Raw genomic sequence first — 18,160 nt, 5'->3', positions numbered from 1 at the left:
TATGTACGTAATTGTAGATATTCAGGGTCAGCAGTTTAAAGTGCAGCAAGACCAAAAATTATTTGTCCACAGGATCAACGCCGATCAGGGTAGTGAAGTGGAGTTCGAAAAAGTGATGCTCATCGACAAAGACGGCGATGTAACTGTAGGTGCACCGGTTGTGGATGGAGCAAAAGTAGTAGTAGAGGTACTTTCTCATGTGAAAGGAGATAAAGTTCTTATTTTCAAGAAAAAAAGGAGAAAAGGATACAGAAGATTGAACGGTCACCGTCAACAATTTTCTGAGATAAGAGTAAAAGAAATTATAGCTTAATCAGTTAAAATCAGAAGAAAATGGCACATAAAAAAGGTGTAGGTAGTTCGAAGAACGGCCGTGAATCGGAAAGTAAACGATTGGGCGTTAAGATATTCGGTGGTGAAACGGTGAAAGCCGGAAACATCCTCGTGCGTCAACGTGGAACAGCGCATCACCCTGGAGAAAATGTTGGTATGGGAAAAGACCATACCCTGTTTGCACTGACCGATGGCATTGTGATATTTCGCAAGAAAAGGAATAATCGCTCATTCGTATCAGTTCAGCCACAGGCACAGGCAGAAGCGTAATTGCGAATGTCTTTGTCCCGGTTAAAGGGAACTTGAACCATAAAATAATAATTTTTTAGTTGATTAGAACAACCTGCTTTTAAATAGTAGGTTGTTCTTTTTTCGTATGCTGTTATCTGTTACACAAAAAAATTATCCTTTCTAACGAAAACATTAATGTGCACGAGCTGGCACTCCGTTATTCGGGAGAAGATATGCCTTTATTGCTCACCAAGATAGCGGGAAGGCAAACGGCAAAGCATAAAACTTCACTGATTCAAGGCATAGATCTCATATTTAGCTGTATATGGTTTAATTTGTATATGCGAAACTTGAATACTTAACATTTCAGCCACAAAATAAGATATCATATCTTTAATAATCAGTTATTTATGCCTTCCTGATAATATCTCTTCAATATCCTGTAGCTTCAGGCTTTTAGTTTTCAGCAAAATAAGGAAATGGTAGAGCAGATCTGCTGCTTCGTTTTTAAACAGGTCAATATTGTTGTCTTTTGACTCAATAACCAACTCCACAGCCTCTTCTCCCACCTTCTGCGCAACTTTGTTCACTCCTCGGCTGAATAGTCGGGCGGTATAAGAACCTTCCTGATTATCGGAGATGCGTTGCTCAATAACCTTCTCCAATTCATACAGAAAACCTTTCGAAGTCTCCTCTTTAAAGCAGGAAGTGGCACCGGTGTGGCAGGTAGGCCCTTGCGGAATAACCTTTATAAGCAGCGTGTCATCGTCGCAATCCTGAAGTATCTCTTCCACGAAAAGGAAGTTACCCGATGTCTCTCCCTTGGTCCATAACCGCTGTCTGCTGCGGCTGAAAAAAGTTACCTTACCTTCTGCAATGGTTTTCTCAAGAGCCTCTTCATTCATATAGCCCAGCATCAGTACCTGTAGCGTATTCGCATGCTGTATGACGACCGGGGCCAATCCTCCGTTTTTCTTAAAATCAATGTTCACTTTTGTCCTTTTTGTTTGTTAATAAAACCGTCTCCTTTTTCAATAGGTTATCGTACGGGTATATTTTGTTCTTTTAAATATTGTTTTAATGCCGGAATAGTGATCTCTCCAAAATGGAAGACAGAGGCACCTAAGGCAGCACTGGCTTTTGTCTTTGTGAATACCTCAGCGAAATGTTCCGGCGTTCCTGCCCCACCGGAGGCTATTACGGGAATATTTACCGCTTCACTTATAGCGTGAGTTATATCGATGGCAAAACCATTTCGGGTGCCGTCATTATTCATCGAAGTGAGCAGTATCTCTCCCGCGCCCCTTTTTTCCCCCTCTTTTGCCCAGTCGACAGTACGGAGATTAGCGGAGGTGCGCCCGCCATGTATATATACCATCCACTCTCCATTCTCCTCTAATTTTGTGTCGATGGCAAGCACTACACACTGACTACCAAATTGTTCCGCAATTTCAGTAATCAGCTCAGGATGTTTTACTGCCGATGTGTTGATACTTACCTTATCGGCTCCGGCTTTGATAATAGAAACCGCATCCATGGCGGAGTGTATGCCACCTCCAACAGTGAAAGGAATATTGATTTCCTGGGCTATTCGCTGTACCAGGGCGGTGAGAGTTTTCCGGTTTTCTATCGTAGCAGTAATATCCAGAAAAACAAGCTCATCAGCTCCCTCTTCCACATATCGCTTTGCCAGCTCCACAGCGTCGCCGGCATCACGAAGGCCAACGAAATTAACACCTTTGACTGTGCGTCCGTCTTTTATATCAAGGCATGGTATAATTCTTTTTTTTAGCATTTTTTATAATTGTTGATTTGATGTGAACTGTTTGTTTTCAATTTTTTTTTACTGACAATAATGATGGGATTCAGATCCCGATCAGAACAGTTTTTTTCTTGAATTGTTCCTTCAAAGGATTGTTCAGAAAAAAGCCGGATAAATCTTTCATCGTTATTCGTCCTTCATATATAGCTTTACCGATGATAGCTCCTTCACATCCAATTTGCTGTAGCAAAAGAATATCATCCATTGTGGTGATTCCGCCACTGGCAATAAGGTGAACGCGAGTTTTGTCAAGTATCTCTTCATACAGCTCAACAGAAGGGCCTTCCAGCATTCCGTCTTTCGATATATCTGTACAGATGGTGTAACAAATACCTCTTTTTTCGTATTCCGAGATAAAATCTACTACATCTGTATCCGATTGCCGCTGCCATCCGTGAGTAGCTATCTTGCGATGATGGCTGTCTGCCCCCAGGATGATCTTATCAGGCCCGTAGTGCGATAGCCACCGTGAAAACAGTTCCGGTTGCTGCACTGCAATACTCCCTCCTGTAATCTGTTCAGCTCCGTTCTCAAAAGCAATCCGCACATCATCATCCGACTTGATCCCACCACCGAAATCAATCTTCAGCGATGTGCCGGATGCTATTTCATATAATACGCAGTGGTTGACAATATGTTTGGATTTTGCTCCATCCAGGTCCACCAGGTGCAGGTACCGTATGCCGTTAGCCTCGAAATTTTTGGCTATATCAAGAGGATTTTCATGATACGTTTTTTGTGTGTTGTAGTCGCCCCTGGTAAGACGCACACATTTTCCGTCGATAATGTCTATTGCCGGAATAATTCTCATAAAAGTCTATAGTTTTAAAAAATTTTTTAATATTCTTTCTCCCACACTGCCCGATTTTTCGGGGTGAAACTGTGTGGCATAAAAATTATCTTTATGCATGGCTGCACTGAACGGCAAAATATAATTGCACTTTGCAATTGTCTGAGGGCATATACCGGCGTAATAACTGTGCACAAAATAGACTGTCTCACCGGTGCCGAATCCATCGAAAAGGGGGTCATTTACCTTAGTCAAGCTTAAGCTGTTCCAGCCCATGTGAGGAACGATCTCCCCTGAAGGAAACTTTTTTACTACAGCATCAAAAATGCCGAAACACTCCGTATCACCTTCTTCGGAATAATTACACATGAGTTGTAGGCCCAGGCATATACCCAGTGTTGGCTGTTTCAGCGATTTCAGGGTTGTATCCAGACATCTCTTTTTCAGATACAACATGGCAGACCGGGCTTCTCCCACTCCGGGGAATATAACTTTCCCCGCCTGCAGGATTTCATCAATATTGTCCGTCACTATGCATGTGTAGCCCAGTCGCTTTACTGCATTGTAGACCGACGTAATATTTCCAGCATTGTATTTTATGATAGCAATCATCTGTTTGCTTCGGTTATTGACCGTTAGTTTTTACTTTCAAAGAGTTCCTTTTGTACTGGGAATACCGGAAGTTTCACCCCGTCTCACCGCCATCTTTACTGATCTGGCAAAGGCTTTAAAGATGGCTTCTATTTTGTGGTGCTCATTGTCGCCTTCAGCTTTGATGTTGAGGTTGCACTTCGCATTGTCACTGAACGACTTGAAAAAATGCATAAACATCTCCGTGGGCATATCGCCTATGAATTCACGCTTAAATTCCACATTCCACACCAGCCAGGGGCGGCCTCCAAAGTCTATTGCCACCTGAGCCAGGCTGTCGTCCATAGGTAACAAGAAGCCATAACGGGAAATCCCCTTTTTACTGCCAATTGCCTGCAAGATAGCTTCTCCCAGCGCGATACCCACATCCTCTATGGTGTGGTGTTCATCAACATGCAGGTCTCCTTTCGATTGAATTATAAGATCGATGTTCCCGTGGCGGGCAATCTGATTGAGCATATGATCGAAGAATCCTAATCCTGTAGTAATATTGCTTTTCCCATTCCCGTCGAGATTCAACTCTGCGAGAATCTCTGTTTCTGATGTTTTTCTGTATACCCTTCCGGTACGGGGCTTTGCTTTCAGAAAATTATAAATCTCTCGCCAGTCGGTTGTGCAAAGGAGTGCGCCAGGATGTGGAATATCACTTAAAAAGATAGACTTACATCCTATGTTCTCAGCTAATTGTACATCCGTCACTCTGTCCCCTATGACAAATGAATTTTCCAGGTCATATCCCCCTTTCAGGTAGTGTGTGAGCATGCCAATGCCCGGTTTTCTGGTTGGTTGGTTGTCGTTGGGGAAGGAACGATCGATTAATATTTCACTGAAATTAATTCCTTCGTTTTCAAAGGCCTTGATAATCTTATTCTGAGCCGGCCAGAAAGTCTCCTCGGGAAATGAAGCACTGCCCAAACCATCCTGATTGGTGACCATTACCAGTTCATATTCCAGTTCATCGGCGATGCTTGAGAGCGATTGAAATACTCGCGGGTAAAACTCCAACTTTTCCAGACTGTCAATCTGTTCGTCTTCCGGCTCTATAATTAGTGTTCCGTCACGATCTATGAATAATACTTTCTTCATATTTCACTATAATTTTTTAATTCTTCCAACAATTTCCGGTTTTCTTCGGGCTTTCCCACTGTTATACGGATAGAGTTGCGGACAACAGCATTGCGGTTCCGGACTATCACCTTTTTTGTAACCAGATAATTGTAAATTTTATCGGCATCAGTCACCTCCACCAGCAGGAAATTTGCATCTGAAGGATATATCCTACGTACAATGGGTAATTTTGTCAATTCTTTTTTAAGAAAGAATCTCTGTTCCAGTATTATGGCCAGCCGGTATTCAAACTTCTGCGGTTTAGAAAGTGCTTTTAGAGCCTCTTCCTGATTAAGAGCACTCACGTTGTAGGGAGGCTTTGTCTTATCCATCAGCCTTACAATCTCTGCACCGGCATAGGCTACTCCAATACGTGCACCGGCAAGCGCCCATGCTTTGCTGAAGGTCTGCATAACAATGAGATTGGGGTAGGACGAAAGCTTTGATAGAAAAGTGCTGCCTATGCAAAAATCTATATATGCTTCATCTACAACAACAATCCCCTGAAACTCATTTAACACTCTTTCCACATCTTTTAACCGGTTTCCAGAGGGATTGTTGGGAGAGCATAGGAAAATGCATTTTGCAGATTGTTGCAGAATTTCATCAATATTCAATTCAAAGTCACCGGTAAGCGGCACGCTAATCACGTTCACATTGTTGATATTTGCAGACACCTCATACATTCCATATGTCGGAGGGCACAGGATTACGCTGTCTCTTGACGGTTCGCAGAATATCCGATAAACCAGGTCGATCACTTCATCACTACCGTTTCCGATAAAAATATTCTCTTCCGCTACCTTCTTTCTTTCCGACAATTTTTTTTTCAACATACGTTGATGTGGATCGGGATACCTGTTCATTTTACCGAAAGGGTTTTCATTGGCATCTAAAAAAATACCTTTGTCGCCTGAGAACTCGTCTCTCGCACTTGAGTAGGGCTTAAGCGCACGGATATTGGGGCGTACCAGAGTATTTAAATCAAAGTTGTTCATCTGGATTCACTTGATTGTTAATTTGTAGATATTTTGTTGTCGCAGCTCCTAAGCGAAGTGTAATGGCATTCTTGTGGCCGTAAAGCTGTTCCTCTTCCGCCATTACTTCAACTGCACTGCCAATGCTCATAATCCCTTCCTCATTGAGTTGCTGGAAAGTGATTTTTTTTACGAAACTGTCCAGCGAAACGCCGCTGTAGGCTCTGGCATTTCCGCCTGTAGGAAGCGTGTGATTGGTCCCGCTTGCGTAATCTCCCGCACTCTCGCAACTGAAGTTGCCAAGGAAAACTGAGCCGGCATTTATTACATCACGACTCAGTAGTACCGCTTTGTTTGTTGCCAGTATAAGATGCTCAGGAGCATAGAAATTGCTGAAAGCAACGCTTTCACCTAGCTCTTTGAAAAGAATGGCTTTGCTGTTTTTGAGCGATTGCAAGATAATCTCCTTGCGGGGAAGGTTGTCCAGCTGGATATCGATCTCTTTTTTTACATTCTTAATAACCTGTCTGTTATCAGACAACAATATTACCTGGCTGTCCGGGCCGTGTTCTGCCTGCGAGAGCAGGTCGGCAGCTACGAATGCGGGATTACAGCTTGAGTCGGCAATCACAAGTAACTCACTGGGCCCGGCTGGCATGTCGATAGCTGTGCCGTAATACTGTGCAGAACGTTTTGCAGCCATCACATATTGATTGCCGGGACCGAATATTTTATCAACCTTGGGTATGCTTTCCGTACCGAAAGTCATTGCGCCGATAGCTTGAATACCTCCTGCAGCAAAGATTTTTGTTACGCCTGCCAGTTGAGCAGTGTAGAGTATAGCGGGATGAATTTCTCCCTTCTGATTTGGGGGCGTACACATCACAATCTCACGGCATCCGGCTATCTTAGCCGGGACGGCAAGCATTAGCACAGTTGAAAAGAGCGGGGCTGAGCCGCCGGGGATATAGATGCCGATACGCTCGATAGGCCTCGATTCACGCCAGCAAAAAACTCCGGGGGCGGTCTCAACCTTCTCTATCTTTTCCCTTTGCTGTAGGTGAAAAGCTTCGATGTTTTTTCGTGCCAGGTCGATTGCCAGTTTCAATTGTTCAGAGATCTGATCTGCAGCTTTATTTATTGTATCTTGATCCAAAACAAGCTTATCCTGTTCGGAATAATCGTACTTCCTGCTGAATGAAATAACTGCCTTATCACCTTTTCGGTTAATATCATAGAACATTTTTTCAACTGTATTCATCAGCTTTTGTTGCCTGATCATAGGGCGTTCTGCCAATTTTTTCCATTTGGTATGTGAAGGGTTTGAGATTGTTTTCATATCAGTTTTTTTACGTTTATTTTTTTCAACTTACTGCAGTTTTATTGTCATCTTTACGCAACCACATCTTAAAGCACTAAAGAATCATCTTTTTTGATAACACGGTGAAAGGCGAAAACAGAAAAGGTGCGAAGTCAGAGTACTAAAGAATCATTTTTTCTATAGGTACAACTAAAATACCTTCGGCTCCAAGTAGCTTCAGTTCATCGATAATTGCCCAGAAATCATCATCTTTTATCACCGAGTGAACGCTACTCCAGCCTTTGTCGGCTAACGGGAGAATACTGGGTGAGCGCATTCCGGGCAACAACTTCACAATTTTGGGAATTATCCCGTTGGGTGCGTTCAGCAAAACGTATTTTTTTCCTTGCCCGTTCTTATAGGCTTTTATACGGAATAACAATTTATCAAGCAGTTCGGATTTAGTAGGCGAGAGGTTTTTGTTGCTGATTAGCACAGCTTCGCTTTTAATGATTGGTTCAGCCTCTTTCAATCCATTCATGATGAGTGTGCTTCCGGTGCTCACTATATCAAAAATTGCGTCTGCCAGCCCAATGCCGGTGGCAATCTCAACGCTCCCGCCCAGCTCCTCTATTTGTACCTTAATGCCTTTTACCGTAAAATAGTTTCTCAATATTTTAGGGTAGCTCGTGGCAATACGCTTGCCGTTGAAATAATCCAGTCCCGTGTACTCCTCATCTTTTGGAATAGCAAGTGACAAGCGGCAGTTTCCGAAACCTAATTTTTCAACAACCCTTACGTCTTTTTCTTTCTCCCACACTTCGTTTTCACCCAGAATGCCAATATCTGCCACGCCCTGTTCCACATATTGCGGAATATCATCATCACGAAGGAAGAGAATCTCCATAGGAAAATTCCGTGCTTCAGTTTTTAATTTGCGGTCGCCGTTAGATACTTTTATCCCGCACTCTGTAAGCAGATTGAGCGATTTTTCACTCAGCCTGCCGCTTTTCTGGATAGCGATATTTATTTTTTCCATTTCTTATTTGTTTTACCAGATAGCATCAGCGTTCTTTTTAATAAAAAACCCGTCTGATGCTATTCAGACGGGTCTATAAATATATTCTCTTATGTTCGTACATATCTATCTCAACTCGCCCGATTGCAAGTATGAAAATGATGATGATGGAACATGTTTGCTTTCATTTTTACTGTTTTGATGGTGCAAAGATAATGGAATTATTTGAAATGCCATATAAAAAGATTTTTTTATTCAGTTAAAAATGAAAGATAGATTTATTTGACTTTTAATGGTTGAAATTGGGATTATATCTTACTAAAAAACTTCAAAAAGTATAGAAAATGAATATGAATTATCTCTCGTGACAATTTTTTATGTAAGTTTGCACCCGATGAAAGTAAAGCTGTTCATATCTCTTCTGGCATGTATCATATACACTATGGCTGCATACCCGCAGGCACGTATCATATTGCCCGATTCATCGCAGATCACAACGAATCCCGATTCGCTGGATCTGCTTCCAAGGAAGGTAGAGTCAGATAAGCAGCCAGCCCAATCATCTCATCTCGACCATCTGTTAAACGATCATGGTGCGATGGCCGACTCGTTGCAACGTATTGCACGTATGACTGTCTGGACAGTAGAAGCACGAACGGGTAACCGTTTGCTCGCAATTCCCGACACCTTGCTCCATAATTACCAGCAAACAACGTTGCCGGATGGAGAATCGGTAGCTATGGGCTTCCTTGCTCCGATTGGCTCACCCTCGATTTCCAAAATATTTTTCGACCGCCCCGAAACCGGGCATTTTATATTTAACAATGCTTACCACAACTATTTGAAAGATCCCGAAAAACTGCTATTTGTTAATACGCGCGTGCCCTATTCAAGGCTGAACTATAATCGCGCAGGTTCAAAACAAAACAGGGAAGAGACTTTTGATGCAAGGCTTACATCTAATTTCGGGAAGAGCCTGAATGTTGGTATGGACTTGAATCTGATCAACGCCAAAGGGTTTTACAATTCTCAGGCTGTAAAGCACAACAATTTCACCCTTTTTGGCAACTATCTGTCCGACAGGATTGAAATACATGCTTTTATGAATCAGGGATCATTGTCGAATTTTGAAAATGGAGGAATAACCAACGAGATGTTTATTACCGATCCCGATGCCATACAGCAAAGTTTTACTCCGAGAGAAATCCCGGTGAAATTTACCAATACCTGGAATTCTTTGCGCAACAACCGCTACTTTTTATCAGGAAGATATAATTTGGGATACAGGGAGATTGCAACCGACTCGCTCCACAAAGGGCCTGGACAGTTTGTACCTGTAGCAAGCATTGGTTTCTCATCACATTATACTCAGCAGCATCGCCGTTTTTTGTCGTATGATACCACCTATGTTAATGTTGATGGAGTTCAGATGCAGCACATTGACCGGTTTTATGAAAACCGTTTTTACGAGGGGGCAGTGGATGACAGTATCCACTATTCATCGTTTAAAAACAGTGTTTCTCTGAGCCTGAGGGAAGGGTTCAAAGATTGGGTGAAGTTTGGCCTTGCCGCTTTTCTCGAGTACGATTTGCGCAACTATTCAACAAGAGACAGTGAAGGCGCGGAGTGGAAGAATCATCGCGAAAGCGCAGTCACTATAGGAGGTGTACTCAATAAGCAACAGGGTGAAAACCTGCTGTTCAATATTCGTGCCGACCTGGGTGTCCTGGGGGAAAATCTGGGAGAATTCAGAGCGCTGGCTGACGTGGAGACCGGTTTCTTCATCGCCAACAGACGTACTACATTGTATGCTGAAGCATACATTAAAAATCTGAAGCCAAAGTACCTTCAGAATAACTACTACTCAAAATATTTCAGCTGGAATCACGATTTTGGAGATATACGAAGAGTTTATGCGGGCGGAAAACTACATATACCTTTTACGAACACCACTCTAAGCGTAGGTGTTGAAAATCTGCAGAACTTTATTTATTACGGTCAGGATAAGAACATAGCGCAGGAGAGCAACAATATACAGGTTCTATCGGCACGAGTGGACCAGAATCTGAGTCTTGGTATATTCAACTGGGATAATCAGGCTGTATATCAAACCTCTAGCAATCAAGATGTGATACCTGTTCCCATGATCAGCCTATATTCCAATATGTATCTGAAGGCAAAAATTGTAAACGAGCTTACTCTTCAGTTGGGAATAGATACACATTATCATACCAAATATTTTGTTCCCGGTTATGAGCCTGCCTTGTTGCAGTTTTATAACCAGAAGGAGAAAGAGATTGGAAATTATCCCATTGCTACCATCTATGCCAACATGCATCTTAAGCAGACACGCTTCTTTTTAATGTTCTACAATGTTGCATCGCAAGTTTTGAAGCCGCGTGAGTATTTTTCACTCCCTGGCTATCCGGTTAATCCCTTTGTTTTCAAAATGGGATTATCAGTTAATCTTCACAACTAACATTTTTCAATCTTGGAATTAAAAAAACGCTTCTTCTTTTTACTTTTATTTTCTGTACTTTGCATTTTGGTGATATTACTGATCTTGATAAGTCGCCCTTCTAAAGTGCCTTTAGGATTTCGAGATTATCCGGAGATTATATCATCTGGCATGATTAATGTGGTTACCGACTATAACACCATTGGATATTATGTTTCAAGCGATTCTGCTGAAGGTTTTCAGTTGGAGCTGATGAAGGCGCTTGAGAAGGAGTGGGGGATAAAAGTTAATCTTTTTCTCGAGAACAGCCTTGATGAGAATCTGGAGGGATTATTGTCATTGCGGTACGACTTGGTAGCAAGGAATATTCCAGTAAACGTGCATTTGAGAGATACATTTGCCTTTACAGATCCCATAACCCTCAATAAACAGGTACTGGTACAGCGTAAGGCCGCGTTTAACAATAATATAGAGCCAATCCGGCAGCACCTGAATCTTGCAAAAAAAATTGTTTATGTAGCAAAAGATTCGCCTGTTATTCTCAGGTTGAATAATCTTGCACATGAAATAGGTGACACTATTATTATTAAAGAGGATCAGACCTACGAGGTTGAACAGCTTGTAATGATGGTGGCATCAGGAGATATAGATTTTACAGTATGTGACGAAAAGGTGGCCACTCTACTTGCCAAAGCTCTTCCCGAGATAGATATTGATACTGATATAAGTTTTACACAACTGGAGTCGTGGGCAGTACGCAGAGATTCGCCGGTATTGCTTGACAGCCTGAATAGCTGGCTTGACCGATTTAAGACAACGAAAGAATATAATCAGATTTTCGATAAGTATTATCTTAACAATACTTCGGTAATTTTTTAAAATAGTTCTTATAATTCACTGAATATCAATAGATTATGGCGCTTTTTTGAGGATCTGACATAAATTGTTGACTGTCAGTATTATAAATGAAGTTTTAACGAAGCATTAATCTTAAGATAAATCGATAATATTTTTATTTGTCGGGTCACGAAACATTGTTAATCAAGAGATTTTGCTTTTATCGTAAAACCGGCTAAAGTGCAATAAAAATGTTACTTACATACACTTGAAGAAGAGGAGAGTCGTTGGGTAATGAGTCGGGGATTTTTTCAAGCGTGCAAGAACAAGTATAGTTGGAAAAGACGAAAAGCTTTTGAGTAATGGTTTATATATCAATTGTTTGAGTAGATAAAAAGAGACTGACACCCGGGTGTCAGCCTCTCTTGCTTTTAAAAATAATAACGTTTACTTATTTACCTGCTCCGGGCGCATTAATGTTACGTCTTCCCTGACGGTTTGCATCTCGAAATTTTTTTTGCTGTTCAGAACGATACTCTTTCCATTGCTCAAATTTTTCTTTCCCGATAATCTTTTCTAGTTCAGCATCGTTTTCGGCAACTGCTTTTTCACGAAGTGCTTGCATCTCAGTGCGACGCTGCTCTCTATCCTGCATAACATTTTGTCTTTCAGCCCTGTGTTTGACTATCTGTTCTGCACGTTCTGCATCTTGTTTTTCAAACAGCGCCTGCACCTTTGCTGTTTCATCATTTGTCAGATTAAGCTGTTTTGCCATATTTTCGGCACGCTCCTTGGCTGTCCACCTCATCTCGGTTTGGCTACGACGGTTATCCTGTCTTGTATTGCGAGGATTGTTCTGAGCCATTGCCTGGAGACTCATAATAAATATTGCAGCCAAAGCCATCATTGCAATTTTTCTCATATACTAAAAATTTTAAAAGTGAATAATAAAAATAAAATATCTGCTGTTATGACGTTTAAAGGTAAGGAAATGTTTAATATGGCAGTAGCTGTTTAACTTTCATTCTATATCTTTAATCAGCCTGTTTACAGTATTATATAGAGTTTTTGAGAATGTTGATATATATAAAGTACCAGTTCGTCGACAAAAACAACTTATTTGTCTATTATCAATCATATTTGCATTTATTAACAATAACCTTCATGAAAAACAGTAGTTAACTGGCAAATGTTGTCTCATAAATTAACACCGGTTGAAATTTTGTGCAGAGGTTCAAGGAAAATCGTTTAGTTGATATTATCTTTGTAAGCAATAAACAGAAAAGTTGTGGAGAAAAAATACAAAGCAGATAACGGGCTTGGGAATATCTTTTGGGGAATTATGACGCTGATACTGCTGGGTATTCTGATATACAAGTTTACACATAGAGAAAGTATTTGGCTCGTTTCCCTTTACTTCGCGTTTTCAATCGTTTTTATATTGTCGGTTACAATAAAAGAGTATGCCATCACACACCAGAATTTTCTAGAGATTCGTTTTTTATTGAAACTGTTCTCAAAAAAAAGACGTATAGCCATTGGAGATATAGTAGGCATGAAAAAGTTGAAAAAAAACCTTCTACGTATCGACAAGGTTCGTGGTTTTGAGGTGTTGAGAGTGAATGAATCGGATATTGACTCTCTGATAGCCGAACTGAAAGAACGAAATCCTAGAATAAGAATACTTGAAGAGAGCGAGTTATAAATATTTCCCCAAGATATATATATTCCCTGGTGTATCTAGAATATCTCTTCCCTGGGATATTTTTCTTCTACCTTGCTGAAAAGGTAAGATGCATATGTGCCTGTGATAAAAAGTAATACACAAAAAAGAAAGGCGCCACCGAAATTTAACCCTGCAATAGCAAGCTGTTCGGAAGCAAAGGCCGGAAAGACTACTGTGGGAAAGATAGCTAGTGAGGAACCAATTACCATTCCAAGGATAAAGTGGTACATACCTGAATAGTATTTTCGGAAAAGCCATGAGGCTGCTTTAGCGAAAAGCAGAACACAAATGATAAATCCAATAATAAGTGGGATAATAACACCAAAATCGAAATCTTTTATTCCTATGGCCATTTTATCGTAAAGTCCAAAGTAGATAAGAAAATTGGAAGGGCTCATCCCCGGGACTATCAACCCGAGTCCCATAAGCAATCCTGATCCCAGCCAAACCATGAAGTTGGGTTTTATCTCTGTCAGCTGTTGTCCTCCAAAGAGCATTAGCGTAAAAATAACCAGTGTAGCGGCGATAAGTATCCACAAGTCAGAGGATTTCCTGCCCTCTTTCCCAGCCGTTTTATAGAGAGAGGGAAAGGTGCCTGCCACAAAACCCACAAAGAGGCATACAAACTGAGCTGCATACCTTCCGAATGCTTTTTCCACCACAACTGCAAAAAGGACAATGCCAATAGCAGCACCGATGGCGACAGGGAGAAAGTAGAAAATGTTTTTCAGGAACTTATGCCGCAGATTGGCGAGAAACCTAATCAGAGGGTTATAGATGCCGAAGATGACTGCCAGTACGCCTCCTGATAATCCTGGAAGAATAAATCCTATGCCAACAAGAGTGCCTTTTATCAAACGGACGAACCAGTCTACTACCGGACTGATGGTTTTTTGTTCTGTGGCCTCTTCTCTGTTTTGTTCGATCATGATGTTTTTTTATGAGAAGGCAAAGATACAGTTTTGCTTTGATTACTCCTACATATATTTGTGTTGAGAGTTTATTTTTTACCGAAAAAGACGCTTAACATACTTCTTCGGAAACCCTATTTTTTGTATATCGGGCATGTGAATAATCTCGCAGTGTGAGACTTCCATTTTTCTATAATGGATCGTTTCAATACTACTATGGCGTCTGCTGACTTCTCATGACAACTGTTGTCCGTACTTCTTACACTGCTTCTGTACGTCCGTGAGACCTCCCATGGCAAGATACTTCACTTTCATTCCATGTCCCCGCAATATTTACATCCCGCAGTCCGTGTAATCTTTGGACTTTGACTTGTTATTTAGCCTCATCCCGACGGTTATGCCTGATATGATTCGTGTTCCTCGGGGTGGAACTTTGTCTACGATTTCCTTCAGATTCCATCTCGCGATAGACACTATTGTCTTCAGCTAATGGTGGGCGATTACAAACCCCCATAGTGGATTTCCACCACCAAGTTAAGTACTATGCACGAAGGGCATTAACAAAAGTCCCGGCCCTGAAAGTGTTACGGTGTAAAGCAGGGAGTTTATTGCTGGCGAGTTGCTCCTCGGCAGAGCTCGCTTCCCTCTCAACTCATTGGATGCAAAGATAATAGCATGAATTAAAAAATATAATTATTCTCTTTCTATTTGGATTACAAGATAGAAAACTGAATACAGACTAAAAGTTCCATTATTTACCCTAATTCTGCTGAAAACATAATATTTGTTGGTTACATCCACAAATAATTATACTTTTGAGTGCATACAGAGTTAAAATGATAAAACGAGAACTTGAGAATATTATAAAATCGAATTGTTTTTGGTTCCTATCCAGATGTAGTCAATAACCTTGGAAACGAAAGAGAAATACTAACTAACATCGTATCAAGTTATCTATTTAAAGATATATTTGATTTTCAGGATATTAGAAAACCAGAAGTGATCGAGAAACTTCTTCAGGCTCTTGCTTTGCAAGTAGGGCACGAAGTATCTTTCAACGAACTATCGCGGTTGTTAGGGATAGATCGATCATTCTTATTGCAAGGCGTGCTTTTAATTTAGTGACACCGGCAGGAGAATAGGCTTGCCCCGCATTAACGTTCCCCAGGATCGGGACAGCAGCTTCTAGCCCGCCTTGTGCCCAAGCGAAAGAGCCTGTCAAAACCCTTCTATTGCTATTTACACACTTATTGGGATACTCCCTTGAAAAGCGAATCAGATTATTCAGGGCATATACAAGTGATATGCCCTGGTTTATCAATCTTTCTAAAGTAAGATTTATTTTTGGTGCTGCGTTATTGTTTGCACTTTGTCGATTCCCCTTGTCCGTGTGATTGTCAATATTCAATCCTAGCGACAAATTGAAATCTCCGGAAATTGCACTTTCTAATGGCAACTGTCTGTCCATTAATCAACTTGGAGCAATAATTTATTATGAATAGAAAAAGCCTTATTAATAAGGCTGCTGAAAAAACGGAAGAATCAAATCCTTATATGATGTTGATTTTTTTTATTAACAGATCAGATATTTATGCACAATGAGAACATTATCGCGAGCAAAAAACCCGACAGCGATGTGTACTTGAGGTAGGGGTCGAGTGTTTGGCCGTTTTTTCGAAGTATATCTTTTAGTATTTTAAACAGGAGAATGAAAACAAACAGATATAAGTAACGATACCAGGGTAATATTTCATACATAAGGTTATAGCCGAGAAAGCAGAAAAGTGTGAAGAGAGTTAAACCGGAATGATAGGCTTTAGCACCGTTAAGTCCCAATTTCACGGCCAAGGTGATTTTTCCGGAAAATTTATCGTTTTCTATATCCCTCATATTGTTTATATTCAGAATCATAGTGCTTATAAGTCCCATGCCTGTTGCAGGTAGTAACGGCAGAATACTAAATGAGTGGGTATGAAGGAAAAAGGTACCTGCAACAGGTACGGGGCCGAAGAAGATGAAGGCGAAAAGATCGCCCCAGCCTCTGTAACCATAAGCAAATTTACCCATCGTGTAAAAAAGAGCTGCCAGAATGCTGGCTCCACCCAGGCCAATAAGTATAAGTGCAGCCTGCCGGTCGATATAGTCGAGCACACTTATCACAAGGGAAAGTCCGGTAACAACAGATATGACAGAAAATATGAAGATTGCTCTTTTCATTTCCAGGGGAGATATTTTCCCGCTCTGTATTGCCCTGGTTGGCCCCTGTCGCTTTCCGGTAACATCGGCGCCTTTCTGAAAATCGCCAAGATCGTTTGCCAGATTCGCCAGGATTTGTATAGTTACAGCTAGTATCGATGCGATGATAAATGTACGTAAACTGAAATTACCTTCGTGCCATGCCAGACCGCTCCCCAGGATAACTGTAGCCATTGCGAGAAAAAGCGTACGCAGCCTGAATGCCGATATCCAAACTTTTGCTGTTGCCATTTATTGAGGGATAACACTTAATAAGCACGTGCGAATATAACTCTCTGTGCCGAAGGTTTGCCGCTGACAATGCATTTACCGGGTGTTTTGTCACCCTCAAGCGGTATGCAGCGAATAGTTGCCTTGGTCTCATCCTTTATAAGCTCTTCGGTTTCGGGTGTCCCGTCCCAGTGGCAAAGCAGGAATCCACCTTTTTCAATCTCCTCTTTGAACTCGTCGTAAGAGTTCACCTCTCTTGTTTGTGCAGTGCGGAAATCGAGCGCTTTCTTGTATATATTATCTTGTATCTCTTCTAAAAGCGCTTTAATATGGTTCTCAATATTATCGCATGGCAGTGTCTCTTTTGTTAGAGTGTCGCGACGTGCAACCTCAATGGTATTGTTTTCTAAGTCACGTGCACCAATGGCAAGACGTACAGGTACACCCTTGAGCTCATATTCAGAGAATTTCCAGCCCGGTTTTTTGTTATCGTTATTGTCGTATTTAACGCTTATACCCAGAGCTTTTAAACGTTCAACAATACCAGCAACTTTCCTGTCAATCTGCTCCAACTGTCCTGCATTCTTGTAAATAGGCACAATCACCACCTGATAAGGTGCAAGCTTTGGGGGGAGTACAAGCCCGTTGTCGTCTGAGTGCGACATGATTAGCGCTCCCATCAGCCGGGTAGAGACACCCCATGAGGTTGCCCAAACGTAATCGCGGTTCCCGTTCTTATCGGTGAACTGCACATCGAAAGCTTTGGCAAAGTTCTGTCCCAGGAAATGGGAGGTACCTGACTGCAGTGCCTTCCCATCCTGCATTAATGCTTCTATAGTGTATGTGTCAACTGCGCCTGCGAATCGTTCAGATTCCGACTTAAAGCCTTTTACTACTGGCATGGCCATATACTTCTCTGCAAATTCGGCGTAAATATTAATCATCCTTTCCGCCTCTTCAATTGCCTCATCTTTTGTAGCATGTGCCGTATGGCCTTCCTGCCACAGGAATTCCGTTGTGCGGAGAAAGAGGCGTGTACGCATCTCCCAGCGAACCACGTTGGCCCACTGATTGATGAGAATAGGAAGATCCCGGTAGGATTGTATCCAGTTTTTATATGTGCTCCATATGATGGTTTCAGAGGTGGGGCGTACCACCAGCTCTTCTTCGAGTTTCGCTTCAGGATCTACCACAACACCATTGCCTTCAGGGTCGTTTTTCAACCTGTAGTGGGTCACAACGGCGCACTCTTTTGCGAAACCTTCCACATGATCAGCTTCACGGCTAAGAAATGATTTTGGTATAAACAATGGGAAATAGGCATTCACATGCCCGGTCTCCTTAAACATGTCGTCCAGCTGGCGCTGAATCTTCTCCCAGATGGCAAAGCCGTAAGGTTTTATTACCATACAGCCTCTTACGGCTGAGTTTTCTGCCAGTTCGGCCTTGATTACCAAATCGAGATACCACTGCGAATAATCTATGCTTTGGGGCGTGAGCTCCTTCAATTCTTTAGCCATTTCGTTAAATTTC

Annotated in this window: 18 protein-coding genes; 5 read left to right on the top strand and 13 right to left on the bottom strand. The window is 41.6% G+C overall.

Features of this window, described 5'->3' with window-relative positions; translation table 11 throughout:
- The first annotated feature begins 1 nt into the window (after window position 1).
- The gene (rplU, locus tag KDN43_RS14270; RefSeq protein WP_238867177.1) at window positions 2-313 is read left to right on the top strand and encodes a 50S ribosomal protein L21; all 312 of its coding nucleotides are present in this window, start codon (window positions 2-4) and stop codon (window positions 311-313) included.
- A gap of 20 nt (window positions 314-333) precedes the next feature.
- Window positions 334-603 carry a 50S ribosomal protein L27 gene (gene rpmA / locus KDN43_RS14265; protein ID WP_238867175.1) on the top strand — a complete coding sequence of 90 codons (270 nt, stop codon included), beginning with the start codon at window positions 334-336 and terminating at the stop codon, window positions 601-603.
- A 365-nt stretch (window positions 604-968) separates the two neighbouring features.
- Here rpmA and hisIE read toward each other — a convergent pair whose 3' ends face one another.
- The 8 genes from hisIE to hisG form a co-directional block, all read right to left on the bottom strand.
- Complete coding sequence (gene hisIE, locus KDN43_RS14260; protein ID WP_238867174.1) at window positions 969-1,556, bottom strand: bifunctional phosphoribosyl-AMP cyclohydrolase/phosphoribosyl-ATP diphosphatase HisIE; 588 nt, start codon at window positions 1,554-1,556, stop codon at window positions 969-971.
- A 47-nt stretch (window positions 1,557-1,603) separates the two neighbouring features.
- Window positions 1,604-2,359: an imidazole glycerol phosphate synthase subunit HisF gene (gene hisF / locus KDN43_RS14255; protein WP_238867172.1), complete on the bottom strand. Its 756-nt coding sequence runs from the start codon at window positions 2,357-2,359 to the stop codon at window positions 1,604-1,606.
- A 70-nt stretch (window positions 2,360-2,429) separates the two neighbouring features.
- Entirely contained in the window at window positions 2,430-3,197 is a 768-nt protein-coding gene (gene hisA / locus KDN43_RS14250; RefSeq protein ID WP_238867169.1) for a 1-(5-phosphoribosyl)-5-[(5-phosphoribosylamino)methylideneamino]imidazole-4-carboxamide isomerase, read from the bottom strand.
- A gap of 6 nt (window positions 3,198-3,203) precedes the next feature.
- The gene (gene hisH, locus KDN43_RS14245) at window positions 3,204-3,788 is read right to left on the bottom strand and encodes an imidazole glycerol phosphate synthase subunit HisH (protein WP_238867166.1); all 585 of its coding nucleotides are present in this window, start codon (window positions 3,786-3,788) and stop codon (window positions 3,204-3,206) included.
- A gap of 36 nt (window positions 3,789-3,824) precedes the next feature.
- Entirely contained in the window at window positions 3,825-4,913 is a 1,089-nt protein-coding gene (gene hisB, locus KDN43_RS14240; RefSeq protein ID WP_238867164.1) for a bifunctional histidinol-phosphatase/imidazoleglycerol-phosphate dehydratase HisB, read from the bottom strand.
- Window positions 4,910-5,932, bottom strand: coding sequence for a histidinol-phosphate transaminase (hisC, locus tag KDN43_RS14235; RefSeq protein WP_238867162.1), 1,023 nt, complete (start codon window positions 5,930-5,932; stop codon window positions 4,910-4,912). Before hisC ends, hisB begins: the two co-directional genes overlap by 4 nt.
- Window positions 5,919-7,250 (bottom strand): histidinol dehydrogenase, encoded by a 1,332-nt coding sequence (gene hisD, locus KDN43_RS14230; RefSeq protein ID WP_238867160.1) that lies wholly within the window; start codon window positions 7,248-7,250, stop codon window positions 5,919-5,921. The genes hisC and hisD overlap by 14 nt, the downstream gene beginning before the upstream one ends.
- A 142-nt stretch (window positions 7,251-7,392) precedes the next feature.
- The gene (hisG, locus tag KDN43_RS14225) at window positions 7,393-8,250 is read right to left on the bottom strand and encodes an ATP phosphoribosyltransferase (protein ID WP_238867158.1); all 858 of its coding nucleotides are present in this window, start codon (window positions 8,248-8,250) and stop codon (window positions 7,393-7,395) included.
- A 373-nt stretch (window positions 8,251-8,623) separates the two neighbouring features.
- Between hisG and KDN43_RS14220 the strand changes: the two genes are divergently transcribed.
- Together KDN43_RS14220 and KDN43_RS14215 are read left to right on the top strand one after the other, a co-directional pair.
- On the top strand, window positions 8,624-10,708 hold the full coding sequence (locus KDN43_RS14220; protein WP_238867156.1) for a putative porin: 2,085 nt from the start codon (window positions 8,624-8,626) through the stop codon (window positions 10,706-10,708).
- A 69-nt stretch (window positions 10,709-10,777) separates the two neighbouring features.
- A complete protein-coding gene (locus tag KDN43_RS14215) occupies window positions 10,778-11,566 on the top strand; it encodes a transporter substrate-binding domain-containing protein (protein ID WP_238867155.1) in 789 nt (262 codons plus the stop codon).
- Between the two features lie 409 nt (window positions 11,567-11,975).
- On the opposite strand, the gene KDN43_RS14210 is transcribed toward KDN43_RS14215, so the two are convergent.
- On the bottom strand, window positions 11,976-12,446 hold the full coding sequence (locus KDN43_RS14210) for a hypothetical protein (RefSeq protein ID WP_238867154.1): 471 nt from the start codon (window positions 12,444-12,446) through the stop codon (window positions 11,976-11,978).
- Between the two features lie 366 nt (window positions 12,447-12,812).
- Here KDN43_RS14210 and KDN43_RS14205 point away from each other — a divergent pair, with 366 nt between their 5' ends.
- Window positions 12,813-13,229, top strand: a complete 417-nt coding sequence (locus tag KDN43_RS14205; RefSeq protein WP_238867153.1) for a hypothetical protein — start codon at window positions 12,813-12,815, stop codon at window positions 13,227-13,229.
- A gap of 35 nt (window positions 13,230-13,264) precedes the next feature.
- Here KDN43_RS14205 and KDN43_RS14200 read toward each other — a convergent pair whose 3' ends face one another.
- The 4 genes from KDN43_RS14200 to proS all read right to left on the bottom strand — a co-directional run bounded on the left by KDN43_RS14200 (window position 13,265) and on the right by proS (window position 18,147).
- The gene (locus tag KDN43_RS14200) at window positions 13,265-14,179 is read right to left on the bottom strand and encodes a DUF368 domain-containing protein (RefSeq protein ID WP_238867152.1); all 915 of its coding nucleotides are present in this window, start codon (window positions 14,177-14,179) and stop codon (window positions 13,265-13,267) included.
- A gap of 1,036 nt (window positions 14,180-15,215) precedes the next feature.
- Entirely contained in the window at window positions 15,216-15,629 is a 414-nt protein-coding gene (locus KDN43_RS14195) for a hypothetical protein (RefSeq protein ID WP_238867151.1), read from the bottom strand.
- A 113-nt stretch (window positions 15,630-15,742) separates the two neighbouring features.
- Window positions 15,743-16,648, bottom strand: a complete 906-nt coding sequence (gene menA, locus KDN43_RS14190; protein WP_238867150.1) for a 1,4-dihydroxy-2-naphthoate octaprenyltransferase — start codon at window positions 16,646-16,648, stop codon at window positions 15,743-15,745.
- 17 nt (window positions 16,649-16,665) lie between these two features.
- A complete protein-coding gene (gene proS, locus KDN43_RS14185) occupies window positions 16,666-18,147 on the bottom strand; it encodes a proline--tRNA ligase (RefSeq protein WP_238869493.1) in 1,482 nt (493 codons plus the stop codon).
- Window positions 18,148-18,160 lie beyond the last annotated feature (13 nt).

This window comes from Proteiniphilum propionicum (genome assembly GCF_022267555.1).
Lineage (GTDB): Bacteria > Bacteroidota > Bacteroidia > Bacteroidales > Dysgonomonadaceae > Proteiniphilum > Proteiniphilum propionicum.
The sequence above is the reverse complement of the archived record's forward strand: the minus strand, read 5'-3'. Positions and strand labels throughout refer to the sequence as shown.